Source organism: Aquimarina mytili (genome assembly GCF_016735115.1).
In the GTDB taxonomy this organism is placed as follows: domain Bacteria; phylum Bacteroidota; class Bacteroidia; order Flavobacteriales; family Flavobacteriaceae; genus Aquimarina; species Aquimarina mytili.
Genome location: NZ_JAERQJ010000003.1, coordinates 189416 through 207061, shown reverse-complemented (window position 1 = coordinate 207061; position 17646 = coordinate 189416). Strand labels below are relative to the sequence as shown.

At 34.8% G+C, this 17646-nt stretch carries 17 protein-coding genes and 1 riboswitch; of the genes, 15 read left to right on the top strand and 2 right to left on the bottom strand.

Translation table 11 applies throughout. The annotated features are described in order from the left end of the window. Window positions 1–57 precede the first annotated feature (57 nt). The gene (locus JJQ60_RS08270; protein WP_201918568.1) at window positions 58–618 is read right to left on the bottom strand and encodes a hypothetical protein; all 561 of its coding nucleotides are present in this window, start codon (window positions 616–618) and stop codon (window positions 58–60) included. Between the two features lie 301 nt (window positions 619–919). On the opposite strand from JJQ60_RS08270, the gene JJQ60_RS08265 reads away from it, so the two are divergent. From JJQ60_RS08265 to JJQ60_RS08225, 9 genes are all read left to right on the top strand, one after another. After that, window positions 920–1186 carry a DUF2061 domain-containing protein gene (locus tag JJQ60_RS08265; RefSeq protein WP_201918566.1) on the top strand — a complete coding sequence of 89 codons (267 nt, stop codon included), beginning with the start codon at window positions 920–922 and terminating at the stop codon, window positions 1184–1186. A gap of 45 nt (window positions 1187–1231) precedes the next feature. After that, window positions 1232–1858, top strand: coding sequence for a phosphoadenosine phosphosulfate reductase domain-containing protein (locus tag JJQ60_RS08260; protein WP_201918564.1), 627 nt, complete (start codon window positions 1232–1234; stop codon window positions 1856–1858). A gap of 19 nt (window positions 1859–1877) precedes the next feature. Beyond that, window positions 1878–2837: a sulfate adenylyltransferase subunit CysD gene (gene cysD / locus JJQ60_RS08255; RefSeq protein ID WP_201918562.1), complete on the top strand. Its 960-nt coding sequence runs from the start codon at window positions 1878–1880 to the stop codon at window positions 2835–2837. Between the two features lie 123 nt (window positions 2838–2960). Next, complete coding sequence (locus JJQ60_RS08250) at window positions 2961–4208, top strand: sulfate adenylyltransferase subunit 1 (RefSeq protein ID WP_201918561.1); 1248 nt, start codon at window positions 2961–2963, stop codon at window positions 4206–4208. Between the two features lie 108 nt (window positions 4209–4316). Beyond that, a complete protein-coding gene (locus JJQ60_RS08245; RefSeq protein WP_201918559.1) occupies window positions 4317–6410 on the top strand; it encodes a HEPN domain-containing protein in 2094 nt (697 codons plus the stop codon). 55 nt (window positions 6411–6465) lie between these two features. Next, the gene (gene cobA / locus JJQ60_RS08240; protein ID WP_201918557.1) at window positions 6466–7233 is read left to right on the top strand and encodes a uroporphyrinogen-III C-methyltransferase; all 768 of its coding nucleotides are present in this window, start codon (window positions 6466–6468) and stop codon (window positions 7231–7233) included. Between the two features lie 65 nt (window positions 7234–7298). Continuing rightward, entirely contained in the window at window positions 7299–7904 is a 606-nt protein-coding gene (locus tag JJQ60_RS08235; protein WP_201919687.1) for a precorrin-2 dehydrogenase/sirohydrochlorin ferrochelatase family protein, read from the top strand. Continuing rightward, a complete protein-coding gene (locus JJQ60_RS08230; RefSeq protein WP_201918555.1) occupies window positions 7891–8946 on the top strand; it encodes an NAD(P)/FAD-dependent oxidoreductase in 1056 nt (351 codons plus the stop codon). The genes JJQ60_RS08235 and JJQ60_RS08230 overlap by 14 nt, the downstream gene beginning before the upstream one ends. A 135-nt stretch (window positions 8947–9081) precedes the next feature. Then, window positions 9082–9402: a 2Fe-2S iron-sulfur cluster-binding protein gene (locus tag JJQ60_RS08225; RefSeq protein WP_201918553.1), complete on the top strand. Its 321-nt coding sequence runs from the start codon at window positions 9082–9084 to the stop codon at window positions 9400–9402. 8 nt (window positions 9403–9410) lie between these two features. Here JJQ60_RS08225 and JJQ60_RS08220 read toward each other — a convergent pair whose 3' ends face one another. Continuing rightward, window positions 9411–9839 carry a cytochrome c oxidase assembly factor Coa1 family protein gene (locus tag JJQ60_RS08220; RefSeq protein WP_201918551.1) on the bottom strand — a complete coding sequence of 143 codons (429 nt, stop codon included), beginning with the start codon at window positions 9837–9839 and terminating at the stop codon, window positions 9411–9413. A 253-nt stretch (window positions 9840–10092) separates the two neighbouring features. Continuing rightward, window positions 10093–10199: riboswitch (SAM riboswitch) on the top strand. Window positions 10200–10374: 175 nt separating this feature from the next. Here JJQ60_RS08220 and JJQ60_RS08215 point away from each other — a divergent pair. From JJQ60_RS08215 to JJQ60_RS08190, 6 genes are all read left to right on the top strand, one after another. After that, window positions 10375–11379 carry a homocysteine S-methyltransferase family protein gene (locus JJQ60_RS08215; protein WP_201918549.1) on the top strand — a complete coding sequence of 335 codons (1005 nt, stop codon included), beginning with the start codon at window positions 10375–10377 and terminating at the stop codon, window positions 11377–11379. A 9-nt stretch (window positions 11380–11388) separates the two neighbouring features. Beyond that, window positions 11389–11748 (top strand): four helix bundle protein, encoded by a 360-nt coding sequence (locus JJQ60_RS08210; protein ID WP_201918547.1) that lies wholly within the window; start codon window positions 11389–11391, stop codon window positions 11746–11748. Continuing rightward, a complete protein-coding gene (gene metH, locus JJQ60_RS08205) occupies window positions 11745–14474 on the top strand; it encodes a methionine synthase (protein ID WP_201918545.1) in 2730 nt (909 codons plus the stop codon). The genes JJQ60_RS08210 and metH overlap by 4 nt, the downstream gene beginning before the upstream one ends. A 130-nt stretch (window positions 14475–14604) precedes the next feature. After that, window positions 14605–15558 (top strand): methylenetetrahydrofolate reductase [NAD(P)H], encoded by a 954-nt coding sequence (gene metF, locus JJQ60_RS08200; protein ID WP_201918543.1) that lies wholly within the window; start codon window positions 14605–14607, stop codon window positions 15556–15558. Between the two features lie 63 nt (window positions 15559–15621). After that, window positions 15622–16719: an acyloxyacyl hydrolase gene (locus JJQ60_RS08195; protein ID WP_201918541.1), complete on the top strand. Its 1098-nt coding sequence runs from the start codon at window positions 15622–15624 to the stop codon at window positions 16717–16719. Next, window positions 16716–17462, top strand: coding sequence for a head GIN domain-containing protein (locus JJQ60_RS08190; protein ID WP_201918539.1), 747 nt, complete (start codon window positions 16716–16718; stop codon window positions 17460–17462). The genes JJQ60_RS08195 and JJQ60_RS08190 overlap by 4 nt, the downstream gene beginning before the upstream one ends. The last annotated feature ends 184 nt before the right edge of the window (window positions 17463–17646 follow it).

The following is a 17646-nucleotide window of genomic DNA, read 5'->3' as shown; positions in this document are numbered from 1 at the left end:
TAAAAGCAGAGTTGGTTACAACCCCTGCTTTTTTAGTTTTGTAATTTTAAATATTGTCTATTGTTTTCTTAGCTCAATAAATTGATCTCCAGTTATGTTAATGGTAAGCGTTCCTAATGCTGATTCTACAGTAGTTTCTTCATTAATAGCTATTCTTAATGTCAGAGCTTGCGCACTTAGCGCTATGATTTCATAGGATTGACTTTCTCCTTGCGTAGTTGTGGTAAGTGTGTTTCCGTTAACAGACCATTCTCCGGTACCGAGAACCTCTGGAATAGCTTCTTCTATTACAATCGGTTCTTGTAAGGGTATGCTAAACGTTGCAACTAGTGTAAAGCTTCCAGTACTAGATAAAGTGTTAGGCTCATTTTCTGCAGTTGCTTCTGTAAGCGTAACAGAAGCATTATAATCCTTTCCAGAAATACTATACGTACCAGTAATAGGGAGATTTTGAACTGTTGTAGTAAAGGTTCCATTTTCGGATCTGATTTCTTGCAAATCCCATGCTCCAGGAATGAGTGATGCATCGGCTACAAATGGAATTACATCATCATCGTTACTACAAGATGTAACTATAATAGCCGATACTGCGAATAAAAAAAAGACAATTTTTTTCATAAGTCATGATTTTGATAGTATACTAAGATAATAAACGTATAATTAAGTACTATATTTTTTGATTAAACGCCTCTTTTATTGTGATTTGAGAAGAAATTAGGAAGTCGGCTGTAATGAATTAACACGATATTTTGTACTTACCTTAATAATCTACTAAATTACTAGGCTGTTTATTAAAAATATCACAATTCTTAGAAATCCAGTAAGATTTTGTGGCTATTTGGACTAAGAAATAGATTTTTATATCTACATTTGTCTAATATCCTACTAATCCGATAGGGTAATAGAATTAAAGATTGATATGATTGTAGATCAAATGATATTAGATAAAGTAGCTTCAAAGAAAACAACTTTTGAGGATGATAAAACCTCTGAGAAACCAATACGTAGTATTGTAAAAGCAGTTAGTTGGAGAGTAATAGGAACTCTTGATACGCTAATAGTATCTTATGTTCTTACTGGCGAAATAGTATTGGCTACGTCTATAGCATCAGTTGATTTTATTACTAAGATGATTCTTTACTTTTTTCATGAAAGAATATGGAATCGTGTAAAGTGGGGTAGGTAATTATGATTTTGAAAAAGAAGTAAAAGTTCTGAATTTAATTTGAAAATGAGTTTTACAGAAAAAGAAATAGAAAGACTTAATAGTGAGCTTAAGGCAAAAACACCGCTAGAAATAGCACAATGGGCAATAAGTAATGCCCAAAAGCCGGTAGTAACTACTAATTTTAGACCTTATGAAGCCGCTATTTTAAATGTTTGTGTGCACGCAAAAAAGGAAATTCCTGTAATTTGGTGTGATTCTGGTTATAATACACCAAATACATATAAGCATGCTGAAGAGGTAATTCAGAAACTTGGATTAAATATTAAATTATATGTGCCCAGGCAAACTTCTGCACACCGAGATGCTGTTATGGGAATTCCAGATATAGAAGATCCAAAACATAAAGTTTTTACAGAACAAGTAAAACTTGAGCCGTTTAAAAGAGCAATGAGTGATTTTACTCCTGATGTGTGGTTTACAAATCTTAGAAAAGGACAAACTGCCCTAAGAGATTCTCTGGATATATTAAGTATGGGTAAAGATGGAGTTTTAAAAGTAAGTCCATTCTATTATTACAGCGATGCAGAATTAGACGTGTACTTAGAAGAGAATATGTTGCCTAATGAGTTTAAGTATTTTGACCCGACCAAAGTGTTAGAAAATAGAGAATGTGGGTTGCACACTAACTAATAAATGACGAAAAATTAATATGGAAATATTAGAAAAGAAAATAGAACAATTAAATGGATCTGCCGGAAATTTGGGAGAAACTTCTGTTCTTAAAGTAAACCCTCTTGAGAGTGAAGCTATATATATCTTTAGAGAAGTAGCAGCTCAATTTGAGAAGCCAGTACTACTTTTTTCTGGAGGAAAAGACTCTATAACCTTGGTGAGACTAGCTCAAAAAGCTTTTTATCCAGGAAAAATTCCGTTCCCGTTATTGCATATAGATACTGGGCATAACTTTCCGGAAACGATAGCCTTCAGGGATAAATTAGTTGAAGAATTAGGAGTAGAACTTATTGTTCGTAATGTGCAAGATTCTATAGATCAAGGTAAAGTAGTTGAAGAAAAAGGAAAGTATGCAAGTAGAAATAGCTTGCAGACCACTACACTTCTTGATGCTTTAGAAGAGTTTAAGTTTGATGCTGCTATTGGGGGTGCCCGAAGAGATGAAGAAAAAGCCAGAGCTAAAGAACGAATTTTTTCTGTAAGAGATGATTTTGGTCAATGGGATGAGAAAAACCAGCGCCCAGAATTGTTTGATCACCTGAACGGAAAAATTGATCTTGGACAAAACGTAAGGGTGTTTCCAATTAGTAACTGGACAGAGCTTGATGTGTGGAGCTATATTGAAAAAGAAGGTATTGAGATCCCGTCAATTTATTTTGCCCATAAGCGTAAAACATTTATACGTGACGGAATGATTTGGTCTGCAGAAGATGATGTTGTATATCGAGAAGATGATGAGGTAGTAGAAGAAAGAATGGTGCGCTTTAGAACCGTTGGCGATATGTCTTGTACAGCAGCAGTATTATCTGATGCCGTGACTATTGATAAAGTTGTTTCAGAAATTAGAGAGTCAACAATTTCAGAACGAGGTGCACGTATCGATGATAAGCGATCTGAAGCTGCGATGGAAAAACGTAAACAACAAGGATATTTCTAGAAAGCCGATGCTTTCATGATTCTGAAAAATATTGGGTCAAAATTGTCGAACATATTTCAGAATCTTTAAAAACAAAAAAAGAATAAAGAATACAGCCCCCAAAGGGAAAAATAAGAATAAACCATGGATGTATTAAAAATAGCAACAGCAGGAAGTGTAGATGATGGTAAAAGTACCTTAATCGGTCGCATTTTATATGATACAAAATCATTGACCACCGATAAATTAGCCGCTATAGAGGAGAGAAGTAAGGCAAATGGTTTTGATTACCTGGATTTCTCATTAGCTACAGACGGATTAGTAGCCGAGCGTGAGCAGGGGATTACAATAGATGTAGCGCATATATACTTCTCTACAAAATCAAAAAGTTATATCATAGCTGATACACCAGGTCATATCGAGTATACCCGAAATATGGTTACTGGTGCATCAACATCACAGGCATCTATTATTTTGGTTGATGCTCGTAAAGGAGTTATCGAACAAACGTATCGTCACTTTTTTATCAATAACCTGTTGCGTGTTAAAGATGTAATTGTAGCGATCAACAAAATGGATCTTGTAGATTTCTCTCAAGAGAAGTTTAATGCTATCAAAGCAGATTTTGAAACATTAATTGAAAAAAGTGATTACAAAGAACAAAATATCACTTTCATTCCTGTAAGTGCATTACAAGGCGATAATGTGGTAGATAAATCAAACAACACTCCTTGGTATACTGGTCAAACGCTCTTAGAACATTTAGAAGAATTAGATGCACAAGATGTATTTGAAAAGTCACAAGCACGATTCCCTGTGCAAACTGTAATTCGACCTAAAAAAGATGAGTTCCATGATTTTAGGGGATATGCAGGTAAATTATATGGAGGAGACCTTACGGTAGGTGATGAAGTTACCATTTTACCTTCTCTAACGACTTCAAAAGTAAAAGAGATTTACTTTTTTGATCAAAAATTTGATACAGCAGGTCGAGGAAGCTCATGTACAATTACACTTGAAGATGATGTAAATGTGAGTAGGGGGGATATGATTGTAAAATCTTTAGAAAAACCAAAAGTCGAAAAACAACTTACGGCAACGGTATGTTGGATGGATAGCAAAGATCTGAATCCTGGAACTAATTATTTTGTACAAAGTGGAAGCAACCGTGTTCTCGCAAAAGTAAAAAGTATAAGCGGAACCATCGCTACCGATTTTTCAGGTGAAGATACTTCTGCAAACTCTTTGCAGTTGAATGAAGTTGGAAAAGTACAAATACAATTAAGCAAACCTTTAGCTTTTGATTCGTATAGTAAAAATAAAGCTTCAGGATCATTTATATTAATAGATTCTCAAACCAATAATACTTCGGGAGTAGGCTTTATAGAATAGTAGTTAGCCTGCAACAGAGAAGAAAAAACAAGAATTTTAGAAGTAAAAATATTGCTACACAAAAGTCATAACTATGTCCTTTTTTAAAGGGGCGAAACAAGGAAAAAGATGCAAAGTTTTAGAACTGAAATAGAAAACCCAATTGTCGAAAAAGACATTATAGAATTAGCAAACAAGATAGAGCAATTCCATAAGGGAAAGATTGATGAAGAAAAGTTTCGTAGCCTACGTCTGGCTCGTGGAGTTTATGGTCAACGTCAAGAAGGCGTACAGATGATACGTATTAAATTGCCATATGGTAAGGTTCTTAGTAATCAGCTTAGACGTATCTGTGAAGTTTCTGATGAATATTCTAGAGGGCGCCTTCATATCACAACGCGCCAAGATATCCAGATTCACTATGTGGATCTCAATAGAACACCACAGTTATGGGCTGAGTTAGAAAGAGATGATGTTACGCTTAGAGAAGCTTGTGGTAATACGGTTCGTAATGTAACAGCTTCAGAAACTGCAGGTATTGATCCTAAAGAACCATTTGATGTATCTCCGTATGCAGACGCATTATTTCGTTTCTTTTTAAGAAACCCTATTTGCCAGGAAATGGGGCGTAAATTCAAAGTTTCATTTTCGGGGACAGAAGAAGATACAGGGTTATCGTATATGCATGATTTAGGTTTTATTGCCAAAATCGAAAATGGTGTTCGTGGTTTTAAAGTAATGCTTGCCGGTGGATTAGGTTCGCAACCAAGACATGCAGATGAGTTATATAGTTTCTTGCCTTCAGATAAAATTATTCCTTTAATGGAAGGGGTGTTGAGAATATTTGATCGTCATGGCGAGCGTAAAAGTAGAGCTAAAGCTCGAATGAAGTTCTTAGTGAAAGATATAGGCTTAGAAGCTTTTAAAGAATTGGTCGAAGCCGAACAGACTGCAATTCCCCAAAAAACTGTTACTATTGATGCAGAAGCATATCAAGCATCTGTTCCTGTTGCAGTAGAGCAAGTGCCGCAAGTCGAAATCAAAGATCAAAAAGCTTTCGATTTATGGAAATCGACAAATGTAATCTCTCAAAAGCAAGAAGGGTTCGTAGCAATTGGTATCAAAGTATTGCTTGGAGATTTTTATACAGACAAGGCTAGGTTATTAGCTGATTTAGTTGAAAAATATGCTGCGGGAGAAATCAGGTTATCGTTACGTCAAAATATTTTGATTCCTTTTGTAAAAGAAAATTTACTTCCTTTTTTCTATCAAGAATTAGAGAAATTGGGATTTGTTGAAGCGGGGTATAATAAGGCTGTCGACATTACGGCTTGTCCTGGAACAGATACTTGTAATTTAGGTATAGCAAGTAGTACGGGTATCGCAGAGGAGTTAGAACGAGTAATTAAAACTGAATATCCGCAATACCTTGAAAAAGATGATTTAGTGATCAAAATTAGTGGATGTATGAATGCTTGTGGTCAGCACAATATGGCCAACATAGGTTTTCAGGGAATGTCTGTACGTACCAAAGATAAGCTAGTTGCGCCGGCATTACAGGTGTTATTAGGAGGCGGAAATCTAGGTAATGGTAAAGGTCGTTTTGCTGATAAGGTTGTAAAAATACCTAGTAGAAGAGGTCCAGAAGCATTGCGCAGAATTCTTGATGATTTTGAAGCTAATGCCAATGGTAAACTATTTGTCGATTATTATGAGGAGAAAGGAGAGAAATACTTTTATAATTTCCTTACCGATTTGTCCAATGTGGATAATCTAACTCAAGAAGATTTTATCGATTGGGGAACCGAAGAAGAGTATGTGAAAGCAATTGGAATAGGAGAATGTGCTGGAGTAGTGATTGATTTAATAGCAACACTATTTCTAGAAAGTGAAGAAAAAATAGCAAATGCTAAAAATTCTTTTGAAAACGGAATCTATTCTGATGCAGTTTATCATGCATATAGTTCTTTAGTCAATTCTGCTAAAGCATTATTGTTGGCAGAAAATAAGAAGACGAATACGCATGCAGGGATTATTAGTCAGTTTGACGAAGAATTTGTTGCTAGTGGAAAAATAACTTTAGAGAGTACATTTGCCGATTTAATATATCAACTTCAGAAAAACGCACCAAACAAGGATTTTGCAGTGGATTATATCAAAAAAGCAGAGCAATTTTTACAAAAAGTGCAAGCGTTTAGAGCCCTTGAAGTAGAAAATGTATAATATCTTTAAGGTCTGATAAGTAGTGCAAGGAAACTACTATATAAATGAATAAAAAATGAGTAATAAAACACCAAAATTAACCGTAGTAGGTGCAGGACCTGGGGATCCAGACTTAATTACGCTTAAAGCACTCAAAACTTTAGCTTCTGCAGATGTGGTGTTATATGATGCACTCATAAATGAAAAGCTATTAAATTATGCACCTGCCGCAGAAAAAATCTTTGTGGGCAAAAGAAAAGGATGCTACGCATACCAACAAGAGCAAATTAACGAGTTGATCGTAAGTAGAGCCAAAAGTCATGGACATGTAGTGAGATTAAAAGGTGGGGATCCGTTTATTTTTGGTCGCGGAGCTGAAGAGATTGACTATGTGCAGCAGTTTGATATAGAAACCAATATGATTCCAGGGATATCGTCATCGTTAGCGGTGCCGGCATATCAAGGTATACCATTAACAAAAAGAGGTTCGTCTGAAAGCTTTTGGGTAATTACAGGAACAACAAAATCCCATAAATTATCACAGGATGTATACCTGGCAGCAAAATCTAATGCGACTGTGGTAATTTTAATGGGAATGAGCAAGTTAAGTGAAATAGTTAGTATCTTTGCTGCCGAAAATAAACAGAATATTCCGGTAGCAATAATTCAAAATGGGACTACCGAAAATGAGCAGTTTGGATGTGGTACCGTCGCTACTATTGAAAAGGTGGTTTCAGAAAAAGAATTATCATCTCCGGCCATAATTGTGATAGGAGAAGTGGTAAATCAAAGAGTAAAACTTGCTTCAATTCAAAAAGAAGTTCAAAAAGAATTTGTAAATTGAATAATAGCGATATAAATATCATTGATAAAGAACTTCCTTTTTCATCTAAGAAAGAGATAAATACTATGGATGAAGAGAGAAATAATTTATATCCGGTTTTTTTGAAGGTGAAAAATCTCGAAATCTTAATTGTAGGTGGAGGAAATGTAGCCGAAGAAAAACTCACGTTCTTAACAAAATCTAGCCCAGATGCTAAAGTTACAATGGTGTCACCTATGTTTCGCGAGAGTACAATAGCTTTGGCAAATAGGTTTGGAGTAGAAATGATTACAAAAAAATATCACAAACGTTTTCTTAAACAAAAACATATTGTGATTGCTACAACAGATAATCCTAAAGTTAATATACAGGTGTATAAAGATTGTAGGAAAAGAAGTAAACTGGTTAATGTGGCAGACAATCCACCATATTGTGATTTTTACATGGGTGGTATTGTAACAAAAGGTAATGTTAAAGTGGCTATTTCTACTAATGGAAAGTCACCTACAACAGCCAAAAGATTACGTCAGTTTTTTGAGGAAGTCATTCCTGAAAATATTGATGACTTAGTCAAGAATTTAAACGAATATAGAAAAACAATAAAAGGTGATTTTGAAGAGAAAGTGGAAACACTCAACGAATTTACTAAAGGATTAATAGGAAAAAAAGAAGTTGCAAATGATAAAGACTGATATTTTAATCATAGGAGCAGGACCAACAGGTTTATTTACTGTTTTTGAAGCAGGATTATTGAAGTTAAAAACACATCTTATCGATGCTTTACCACAACCTGGAGGGCAGTGTTCAGAAATATATCCGAAAAAACCAATATATGATATCCCTGGTTTCCCGGAGATTTTAGCTGGACAATTAGTGGATAATCTTATGGAGCAAATTAAACCTTTTAATCCTGGTTTTACTTTAGGTGAAAGAGCTGAAACTATTGAAAAACTTGAAGATGATACATTTTTGGTGACTACCAATAAAGGAACTCAGCATAATGCACCTGTAGTGGCAATTGCAGGAGGATTAGGCTCTTTTGAACCACGCAAACCGCCAATTCCAAATATTACAGATTTTGAAGATAAAGGTGTTGCTTATATCATTCGCGATCCAGAAGTATATAGAGATAAAAGAGTTGTTATAGCCGGTGGAGGGGATTCTGCTTTAGATTGGACTATTTTCTTAGCAGATGTTGCTAGTGAAGTAACTCTGGTTCATAGAAGAAACGAATTCCGAGGAGCGTTGGATTCTGTAGAAAGAGTAGCAGAATTATCAAAGTTGGGTAAAGTAAACTTGATCACCGAGGCCGAAGTGAAAGAACTAAAAGGAGATGATCATGTTACGGCTGTTGGGATTAAACATAAAACCAAAGGAGATATTCATTTAGATACAGATTATTTTATTCCATTATTTGGCTTGTCTCCAAAACTTGGACCAATCGGAAATTGGGGATTAGAGATCGAAAAAAATGCTATTAAAGTTGATAATTCTTACGATTATCAAACGAATATACCGGGTATATACGCCATTGGTGATGTAAATACATACAAAGGAAAATTAAAATTGATTCTTTCAGGGTTTCATGAAGCAGCGATCATGTGTCAGAGTGCTTATCAAAGAATTTTCCCAGATAAAAAGTATGTTATGAAATATACAACTGTAGGTGGTGTAGAAGGATTTGATGGTACTAAAAAAGAAGCTAAAAAAGAAGTAGTAAAAGCTATTATATAAATTAAAATATCCTTATCTCGTTCCCTCTCCTTGGGTAGAGGGCTTGGGTGAGGGGATAATGAAATATTTCCTCGCATATCATACTGATACTTTCAGTATATTTGCGAGGATTTTTATAGCATAAGCACAAGAATTATGTCAGACGTTACCATAAAAATAAAAGATAGAGAAGGAGAAGTGCATGAGGTACAAGCACCTACAGACATGAATATGAATCTAATGGAAGTTTGTAAAGCTTATGAACTTCCTGTAGAGGGTACTTGCGGTGGTATGGCTATGTGTGCATCTTGTCAATGTTATATTTTATCTGATCATGAACTTCCCGAGATGAGTGATGATGAAGATTTAATGTTGGCCGAAGCTTTTTATGTTGAAGATAATAGTCGACTAGGGTGTCAGATTCCGATTACTCCAGGATTAGACGGGTTAGAAGTTGAGTTAGCTCCAGAGTCCTAAAGAAAGGGTTAGTTTTCTAAAATCTTAATACGCTCTTTAGTTGGTTTTTTTATCCTAACGATAATCTTTTGATATTCCCAGTTTTCTTTATTTCTATTGGCAATAATATCTAATTTACCTCGACCTTTAGTGCCAATAATTCCAACGGTTATTGCTACAGTTTTATTATGGTTTGAGTACATTACTTCACCTTCTAATAGGCGAAAAAAATCATGAGGGGATAGTTCTCCTAATTTTTCAATCACTTTTTCATTTACTTTGGCTTTTTCATGCGCATTCTGTATAAGATCTGGTTGCATCAAGACCGACCCATATCTAAAAGTTGCAGTACCCGTCATTAAAAAGAAAAAAGTTATAAAACAGAGAATGGCAGAAATCAGAAATAACCATTTCCAATATCGTTTCCACCAGTGTTTTTTTAATATAGTCTCGTTCATATAATTTGGTTTGTATGTTGTTAAATATAAACTGTTGATTATATGGAAGTGTTGCAGGTTTAATAGGAACAAGTGATAATCAAAAAAGAATTATTTTTTATAAATGATGCTTTTTAATGCGAATATTTGAAGATATCGCTTTATAAGTGGTTGTATTTTGTGTAAACGATAGATTTTATGATATTTTTCGATTTAATTTGGATAACAAATAACTATGCTATTACTTTGCAGGTAGTTCATAAGATTATTTAAATTGTTATCAAGAAAGGTGGAGGGAATAGACCCTATGAAACCTTAGCAACCCTTTATCTGGTAAAGAAGGTGCTACATTCTATCCGTTTATTACGGAATAGATAACCAAGATTCATAGTTCAACTATGTTTTCCATGATTTTTCTTGATATATAATTAAGTTTTTTTCCTTTTTATAGGAAATCAAATGTTTTACAATGATGTTGCACTGAGCCGGTTGAAGTGTTTTTTCACCATTAAGAGCAATAAATGGGCTTTGATAAGTTTAGGCATACAATTTTTAAATGAAAGATATACAAAAAATACTTGAAGAAAGAATCCTTGTGCTTGATGGAGCTATGGGGACAATGTTACAACGCCATAAGTTTACTGAGGAAGATTTTAGAGGAGAACGATTCAAAGATTGGCCTGTTCCTCTTCAGGGTAATAATGATTTATTAAGTATTACGCAGCCCGAAGCCATCAAGGAAGTACATCGGTTGTATTTTGAAGCCGGAGCTGATATTGTTGAGACCAATACATTTTCTGGTACCACCATTGCTATGGCTGATTATGAAATGGAAAACCTGGTCTACGAGTTGAATTATCAATCAGCAAAAATAGCTAAAGAAGTAGCTGATGAACTTACAGTAAAAGAACCACATAAACCCAGGTTTGTCGCAGGGTCCATTGGTCCTACAAATAGGACCGCTAGTATGTCTCCAGATGTTAATGATCCGGGGTATAGAGCAATTACTTTTGACGAATTAAGAATTGCCTATAAACAACAAGTAGAGGCATTAATTGATGGTGGAGCTGATATATTATTAGTTGAAACTATTTTTGATACGCTGAATGCTAAGGCGGCACTTTTTGCAATTGAAGAAGTAAAAGACGAAAGAAATGTTGATGTCCCAATAATGGTTAGCGGTACAATTACTGATGCCAGTGGGAGAACACTTTCTGGGCAAACAGCCGAGGCATTTTTAATATCGATTTCGCATATACCCATGTTGTCTGTTGGGTTCAATTGTGCCTTAGGAGCCAGTCAATTAACACCACATTTAGAAGTATTATCGCAAAAAGCTGATTTTAGCGTATCTGCACATCCTAATGCAGGACTACCCAATGCCTTTGGTGAATATGATGAAACTCCAGAGCAAATGGCAGAACAAATTAAAGAATACATGGAAAAAAGTCTTGTAAATATTGTAGGAGGTTGTTGTGGGACCACCCCAGAACATATTAAGGCAATTGCAGATTTGGCTAAGAATTATAAACCAAGAAAGTTGACTGTTGAAAGTTGTTAGTTGATAGATATGGAGTATATAGAATTAGAAGTTTGGAAGGAGTCAAGAATATGGGTAAATAATCTTTATGAAATAACAAAGAAGTTTCCAAAAGATGAATTATATAGATTAACAAGTCAAATGAGAAGGAGTGCCGTTTCAATACCATCAAATATTGCAGAAGGGTGCGGAAGGAGAACTTCTGCGGATACAATACAGTTTTTACATGTTTCAAGAGGTTCGTTGTATGAATTAGAAACCCAATTATATTTGGCTCTAGATCAAAACTATGTTGAAACAGAGAAACATCAGATTCTTTTAAGTCAAATTTTAAAGTGTAAAAAGCTCTTAAATGGATTTATTAACTATTATAAAATCGATAAATTATGATAGAAAATAAGCCAGAAAACCTATCAACTACCAACCGCCAACCATCAACTAGAAAGTATCTAAAACTTTCTGGTCTTGAACCGATGATTGTTTCTGCAGAAACAAATTTCATTAATGTTGGAGAGCGTACTAATGTAGCAGGATCACGTAAGTTTTTACGTTTGGTTAAAGAAGAAAAATTTGATGAAGCTTTAGACATTGCCAGGCATCAGGTTGAAGGTGGAGCACAGGTTATTGATATCAATATGGATGATGGCTTGATTGATGGTAAAGAAGCCATGGTAAGGTTCTTAAATCTTATTATGGCAGAACCAGATATTGCCAGAGTGCCAATTATGATCGATAGCTCAAAATGGGAAATCATAGAGGCCGGACTTCAGGTGGTTCAAGGAAAATGCGTAGTAAATTCTATCAGTCTAAAAGAAGGAGAAGAAGAGTTTGTTAGACATGCTAAAGCGATAAAGAGATATGGAGCGGCTGTTATTGTAATGGCCTTTGACGAGGTTGGGCAGGCAGATAATTATGAGAGACGTATAGAGATTTCTAAAAGATCCTACGATGTGCTAGTAAATCAGGTAAATTTTCCGCCAGAAGATATCATTTTTGATTTGAATATTTTTCCCGTAGCAACGGGGATGGAAGAACATCGGAAAAATGCTGTAGATTTTATTGAAGCCACTCGATGGGTTAGAGAAAATCTGCCTCATTGTAGTGTAAGTGGTGGCGTGAGTAATGTTTCTTTTTCATTTAGAGGGAATAATATAGTTCGCGAAGCTATGCATTCGGTGTTTTTATTTCATGCTATCAAAGCAGGAATGAATATGGGTATTGTAAACCCAGCCATGTTAGAAGTATATGATGATATTCCTAAAGATTTATTAGAATATGTAGAAGATGTAATCCTGGACCGAAGAGATGACGCAACAGAGAGGTTGTTGGATTTTGCAGAAACAGTTAAAGGAGTAAAAAAAGAGCAAACAGTTGATCTTTCTTGGCGAGAAGAACCATTACAAAATAGAATTACAAGGGCTCTTGTCAAAGGAATTGATCAATATGTTGTAGAGGATATAGAAGAAGCGCGACAAAGTGTTGATAAGCCTATTGAAGTTATCGAGGGACATTTAATGACCGGAATGAATGTAGTTGGAGATCTTTTTGGGTCTGGGAAAATGTTCTTACCTCAGGTGGTAAAATCTGCTAGGGTGATGAAAAAAGCAGTAGCATATTTACTTCCATTTATTGAAGAAGAAAAAAAGAAAAACCCTGAAGCAGCACAAGGAAACGGATCTGCCGGAAAAGTATTAATGGCTACTGTAAAAGGAGATGTACATGATATCGGAAAAAATATCGTCTCTGTTGTATTAGGGTGTAATAATTACGAAATTGTTGATCTCGGTGTTATGGTGCCGCCAGAAAAAATCATTCAAACTGCTATGGATGAACAGGTTGATATCATAGGACTTAGTGGCTTAATAACTCCTTCGCTAGATGAAATGGTGTACCTGGCTAAAGAAATGGAACGTAAAAATTTTAATATCCCATTATTGATCGGCGGGGCAACAACTTCTAAGGCGCATACTGCTGTTAAGATTGATCCACAGTATAAAAATGCTGTGGTGCATGTTAATGATGCATCAAGGGCAGTTACTGTTGTTGGTGATTTATTGAACAAAAGAAGTAACCAAAAATATGTAGGAGATCTTAAAGAAGATTATGAAAGATTCAGAGAAGGATTTCTGAAAAGAACAAAACAGAAAGAATATTTAACTCTTAATGAAGCTAGAAAGAATAAGTATGCTATTGATTGGTCAAATTCTGAAATTATAAAACCGAACCAATTGGGGATCCAGATAATTGAAGATTTTGATATCAAAAAACTAGAACCTTATATTGATTGGACACCATTTTTTAGATCTTGGGACTTACATGGTAAATATCCAGCTATTTTGACCGATGAAGTTGTTGGTGAGCAGGCAACCTCATTATTTAGCGATGCACAAAAGTTATTGCAAAAAGTTTTTGATGAAAAATTACTTGGTGCTAAAGCTATTTATGGGCTTTTTGAGGCGAATACCATACATGATGATGATATTGAGGTGAGTTCTGAAAATGGAAATTTTACATTTAGAACATTACGACAACAATTAAAAAAACATGCCGGTAAACCTAATTTTGCTTTATCAGATTTTATAGCACCAAAAGAGAGCGCAATACAAGATTATATGGGTTGTTTTTGCGTAACAACAGGTTTTGGAACAGCGGCCCTTGCCAAGAAGTTTGAAGCCGACCATGATGACTATAATTCTATTATGATTAAGGCATTGGCCGATCGTCTTGCTGAAGCTTTTGCAGAATATTTGCACGAGAAAGTTCGTAAAGACGACTGGGGATATGCTAATAATGAAGTGCTAAGTAATGAAGAACTTATTAAAGAAGCTTATAAAGGAATTCGACCGGCCCCTGGGTATCCTGCATGCCCAGACCATCTCGAAAAAATAACAATATGGGAATTGCTTAACGTAAAAGAAAAGATTGGGGTCGAGTTAACCGAAAGCCTCGCTATGTGGCCTGCTGCATCTGTGTCAGGATATTATTTTGGAAATCCTGAAGCACGATATTTTGGATTAGGAAAAATAAAAGAAGATCAAGTTAAAGATTTTGCAGAGCGAAAGAATATTGATTTTGAGAGTGCTAAGAAATGGCTAAACCCTAATCTGCAAGATTAAATGGGTGTTAATTTATAAAGATGGTCTTGACAAATACAAAATCAAGAGAAACTTACTAAGTCTAATAACGCAATTACAGCATTATTAGAATATGCTAAATAAAAGAACAAACGAATTAGGAAGTATATAAATGAAAGTTACTGAACATATAACAAAGGCAAAAGGCAAAACATTATTCTCTTTTGAATTAATACCACCTCAAAAAGGAAGAAGTATTCAAGAGTTGTATGATAATATCGATCCGTTGATGGAATTTAATCCTCCTTTTATTGATGTAACCACATCTAGAGAAGAGTTTATTTATATTGATCGCGATGGGCTTTTAGATAAGAAACTAACTCGTATGCGTCCAGGGACCGTAGGGATATGCGCTTCGATTAAACATAAATATAATGTAGATACCATACCTCATGTGCTTTGTGGAGGTTTTACCAAAGAAGAAACTGAATACTTATTAGTTGATTGTCATTACTTGGGGATCGATAATGTGATGGCGCTTCGCGGAGACGCGATGAAAGAAGAAAAATATTTCAACCCAACAGATGGTGGGCATTGTTATGCTAGTGAGCTGGTTGAGCAAATTGTAAATATGAATAAAGGGCAATTTCTTCATGAAGTTATAGAAAGCGATAATCAATCTAATTTTTGTGTTGGAGTTGCGGGTTATCCGGAAAAACACATGGAAGCCCCTTCATTAGATTCTGATTTACGATGGCTGAAGAATAAGGTTGATGCAGGAGCTGATTATGTTGTGACTCAGATGTTTTTTGATAATAAAAAATACTTTGATTTTGTAGAAAAAGCTAAAACTGCTGGAATCAATGTGCCAATAATACCTGGAATTAAGCCAGTTGCAGTAAAAAGACACTTACAATTATTGCCACAAGTCTTTAAATTAGATATACCAGATGAACTAGTGAGGGCAGTAGAACAATGTAAGACGAATAAAGAAGTTAGAGAAGTAGGAATTGAATTTGCAATACAGCAGTCTAAGGAGTTAATGGATTATGGAGTTCCGGTATTACATTATTATTCTATGGGTAAGTCTGATAATATTAAACGAATCGCTTCCGAAGTTTTCTAATGTAGATATACCGTTTTTAAGAAAACATTAAGGCTATTTAAAAAGTATTACTACTTTTGCCGGATGATAAAACGGATTTGCCTCACGTTATTTATTATATGCTATAGTACTTATTCTCAAGAAGAAAGTAAGTCGTATTATACTTTGGATGTCAATAATTTTTATGGAACAATCTTAAAGCATAATCCAGATATTTCCCATTTGATTACGGGCCATCCATCGGGTGTATTTCTTTCGTTTCAAAAAAAGACTTTTGGAGAAGAAGAGTGGCAACGATTATATAATGCTCCTGATTATGGAGTTTCTTTGATGTATCAAGATATGGATAATCCTGCATTAGGGGAGCATATAGGTCTTTATGTGCATTATAATTTCTATTTCCTTAAAAGATATCTATTGCTTCGTTTGGGTCAAGGGATAGCATATAGCACGAACCCATATGACGAAGACCGTAATTTTAGGAATATTGCACATGGTACACATTTAACAAGTGCAACTTATGCATTGTTAAACTTCAAAAAAGAGAATATATTTAAGAGACTAGGATTGCAAGCAGGTTTAGGTGTGGTGCATTATTCTAACGGAAATTCTAAAGCGCCTAATAAAAGTACAAATACGTTGTTTCTAAATGCAGGAGTAACCTATGGATTGGACTCTGAAACTCCTCAATATATTGAAAAAGAAAAAGGACTATCTAAGGGTGCAGAACCTTTTGGATACGGTTTTATTTTTAGAAGTGGTGTTAATGAAAGTGATGTGGTGGGGTCGGGAAGATTTCCTTTTTATACAATAGGGGGATTTATAGATAAAAGACTTAATAAGAAAAGTGCTATTCAGTTAGGAACAGAATTGTTTCTTTCAAAAGCGCTTAAAAGATTTATTGATTTCCGTGCATCTGGAGGATTTAACGATGGAACTACCGGTGATGAAGATTCGAAACGTGTGGGGGTATACATGGGTCACGAATTACGCGTCAATAGAATTTCAGTACTTACTCAGTTTGGGTATTATGTATATTATCCTTACGATTTTGAAGGGCAAACCTATTTGAGAGCAGGGCTCCAATATTATTTTACAAAAAACATATTCGGAGCTTTTACCGTGCGGTCACATGCTGCAAAGGCAGAAGCTATGGAATTTTCGATAGGATATAGATTATGAGAAAAGTATACTACATACTACTATCATTTTTGGTTTTTGGATGTAATTCTGAAGATGCCTCAGATTGTTTCCAAAGAACGGGTGATATTATAAAAACAGAAGTAGAAGTTTCTGATTTTACAAAAATTTTGGTGAATCCTAATGTCGAGTTAATTCTAAAACAAGGTGAAATCACCTCGGTGATTATAGAAACCGGAGATAATTTATTAAATGAAGTTTCTGCTATAGTTGAAGGAGAGGAATTAGTACTAAGTGATACGAATGACTGTGCTTTTTTTAGAGACTTTAATCAAACCAAAGTTTTTGTTACTGCACCTAATATTACCTCAATACGTAGCGCTACCCAATTTAATGTTTCATCCAATGGAGTGTTAAATTATGATTCCTTGAGTTTGTTTTCTGAAGATTTTAATGAAACAGGTGGTAATACCAATGGGATTTTTAATCTAGATGTTAATAGCAAAACATTAAGTGTTGTAGGAAATAATATAGCTTCCTTCTTTATTAGCGGTACTGTAGAGATGTTAAATGTTAACTTGGCTTCCGGAACTGGAAGATTTGAAGGAGCAGATTTAGTATCCGAGCATGTAACAATTTTTCATCGTGGGACGAACAAAATTATAGTAAATCCTCAGCAATCTATTCGAGGTGAAATTAGAAGTACTGGAGATGTAATTTCTATAAACCAACCGGCGATAGTAGAAGTAGAACAATTTTTTACCGGAAAACTAATATTCTTGTAAAAAGCCCATAACCTTTATGTATTTCTATATATATATATATACTATATGTTTCTGATGTAAATAGCATCTTTACAATAAGCTATACAAACTCATTTTTCGTTCCACTCACTTCGGTTTAATGGGATAACCATAAATATATTGAGGGTTTATATACTCTGAATGTTCTTGATTATTCATAAATTTA

Bases quoted from the DNA above. Each gene is read 5' to 3' on its own strand.
- JJQ60_RS08270 (WP_201918568.1), bottom strand. From the start codon at position 618: ATGAAAAAAATTGTCTTTTTTTTATTCGCAGTATCGGCTATTATAGTT.
- JJQ60_RS08265 (WP_201918566.1), top strand. From the start codon at position 920: ATGATTGTAGATCAAATGATATTAGATAAAGTAGCTTCAAAGAAAACA.
- JJQ60_RS08260 (WP_201918564.1), top strand. From the start codon at position 1,232: ATGAGTTTTACAGAAAAAGAAATAGAAAGACTTAATAGTGAGCTTAAG.
- cysD (WP_201918562.1), top strand. From the start codon at position 1,878: ATGGAAATATTAGAAAAGAAAATAGAACAATTAAATGGATCTGCCGGA.
- JJQ60_RS08250 (WP_201918561.1), top strand. From the start codon at position 2,961: ATGGATGTATTAAAAATAGCAACAGCAGGAAGTGTAGATGATGGTAAA.
- JJQ60_RS08245 (WP_201918559.1), top strand. From the start codon at position 4,317: ATGCAAAGTTTTAGAACTGAAATAGAAAACCCAATTGTCGAAAAAGAC.
- cobA (WP_201918557.1), top strand. From the start codon at position 6,466: ATGAGTAATAAAACACCAAAATTAACCGTAGTAGGTGCAGGACCTGGG.
- JJQ60_RS08235 (WP_201919687.1), top strand. From the start codon at position 7,299: ATGGATGAAGAGAGAAATAATTTATATCCGGTTTTTTTGAAGGTGAAA.
- JJQ60_RS08230 (WP_201918555.1), top strand. From the start codon at position 7,891: ATGATAAAGACTGATATTTTAATCATAGGAGCAGGACCAACAGGTTTA.
- JJQ60_RS08225 (WP_201918553.1), top strand. From the start codon at position 9,082: ATGTCAGACGTTACCATAAAAATAAAAGATAGAGAAGGAGAAGTGCAT.
- JJQ60_RS08220 (WP_201918551.1), bottom strand. From the start codon at position 9,839: ATGAACGAGACTATATTAAAAAAACACTGGTGGAAACGATATTGGAAA.
- JJQ60_RS08215 (WP_201918549.1), top strand. From the start codon at position 10,375: ATGAAAGATATACAAAAAATACTTGAAGAAAGAATCCTTGTGCTTGAT.
- JJQ60_RS08210 (WP_201918547.1), top strand. From the start codon at position 11,389: ATGGAGTATATAGAATTAGAAGTTTGGAAGGAGTCAAGAATATGGGTA.
- metH (WP_201918545.1), top strand. From the start codon at position 11,745: ATGATAGAAAATAAGCCAGAAAACCTATCAACTACCAACCGCCAACCA.
- metF (WP_201918543.1), top strand. From the start codon at position 14,605: ATGAAAGTTACTGAACATATAACAAAGGCAAAAGGCAAAACATTATTC.
- JJQ60_RS08195 (WP_201918541.1), top strand. From the start codon at position 15,622: ATGATAAAACGGATTTGCCTCACGTTATTTATTATATGCTATAGTACT.
- JJQ60_RS08190 (WP_201918539.1), top strand. From the start codon at position 16,716: ATGAGAAAAGTATACTACATACTACTATCATTTTTGGTTTTTGGATGT.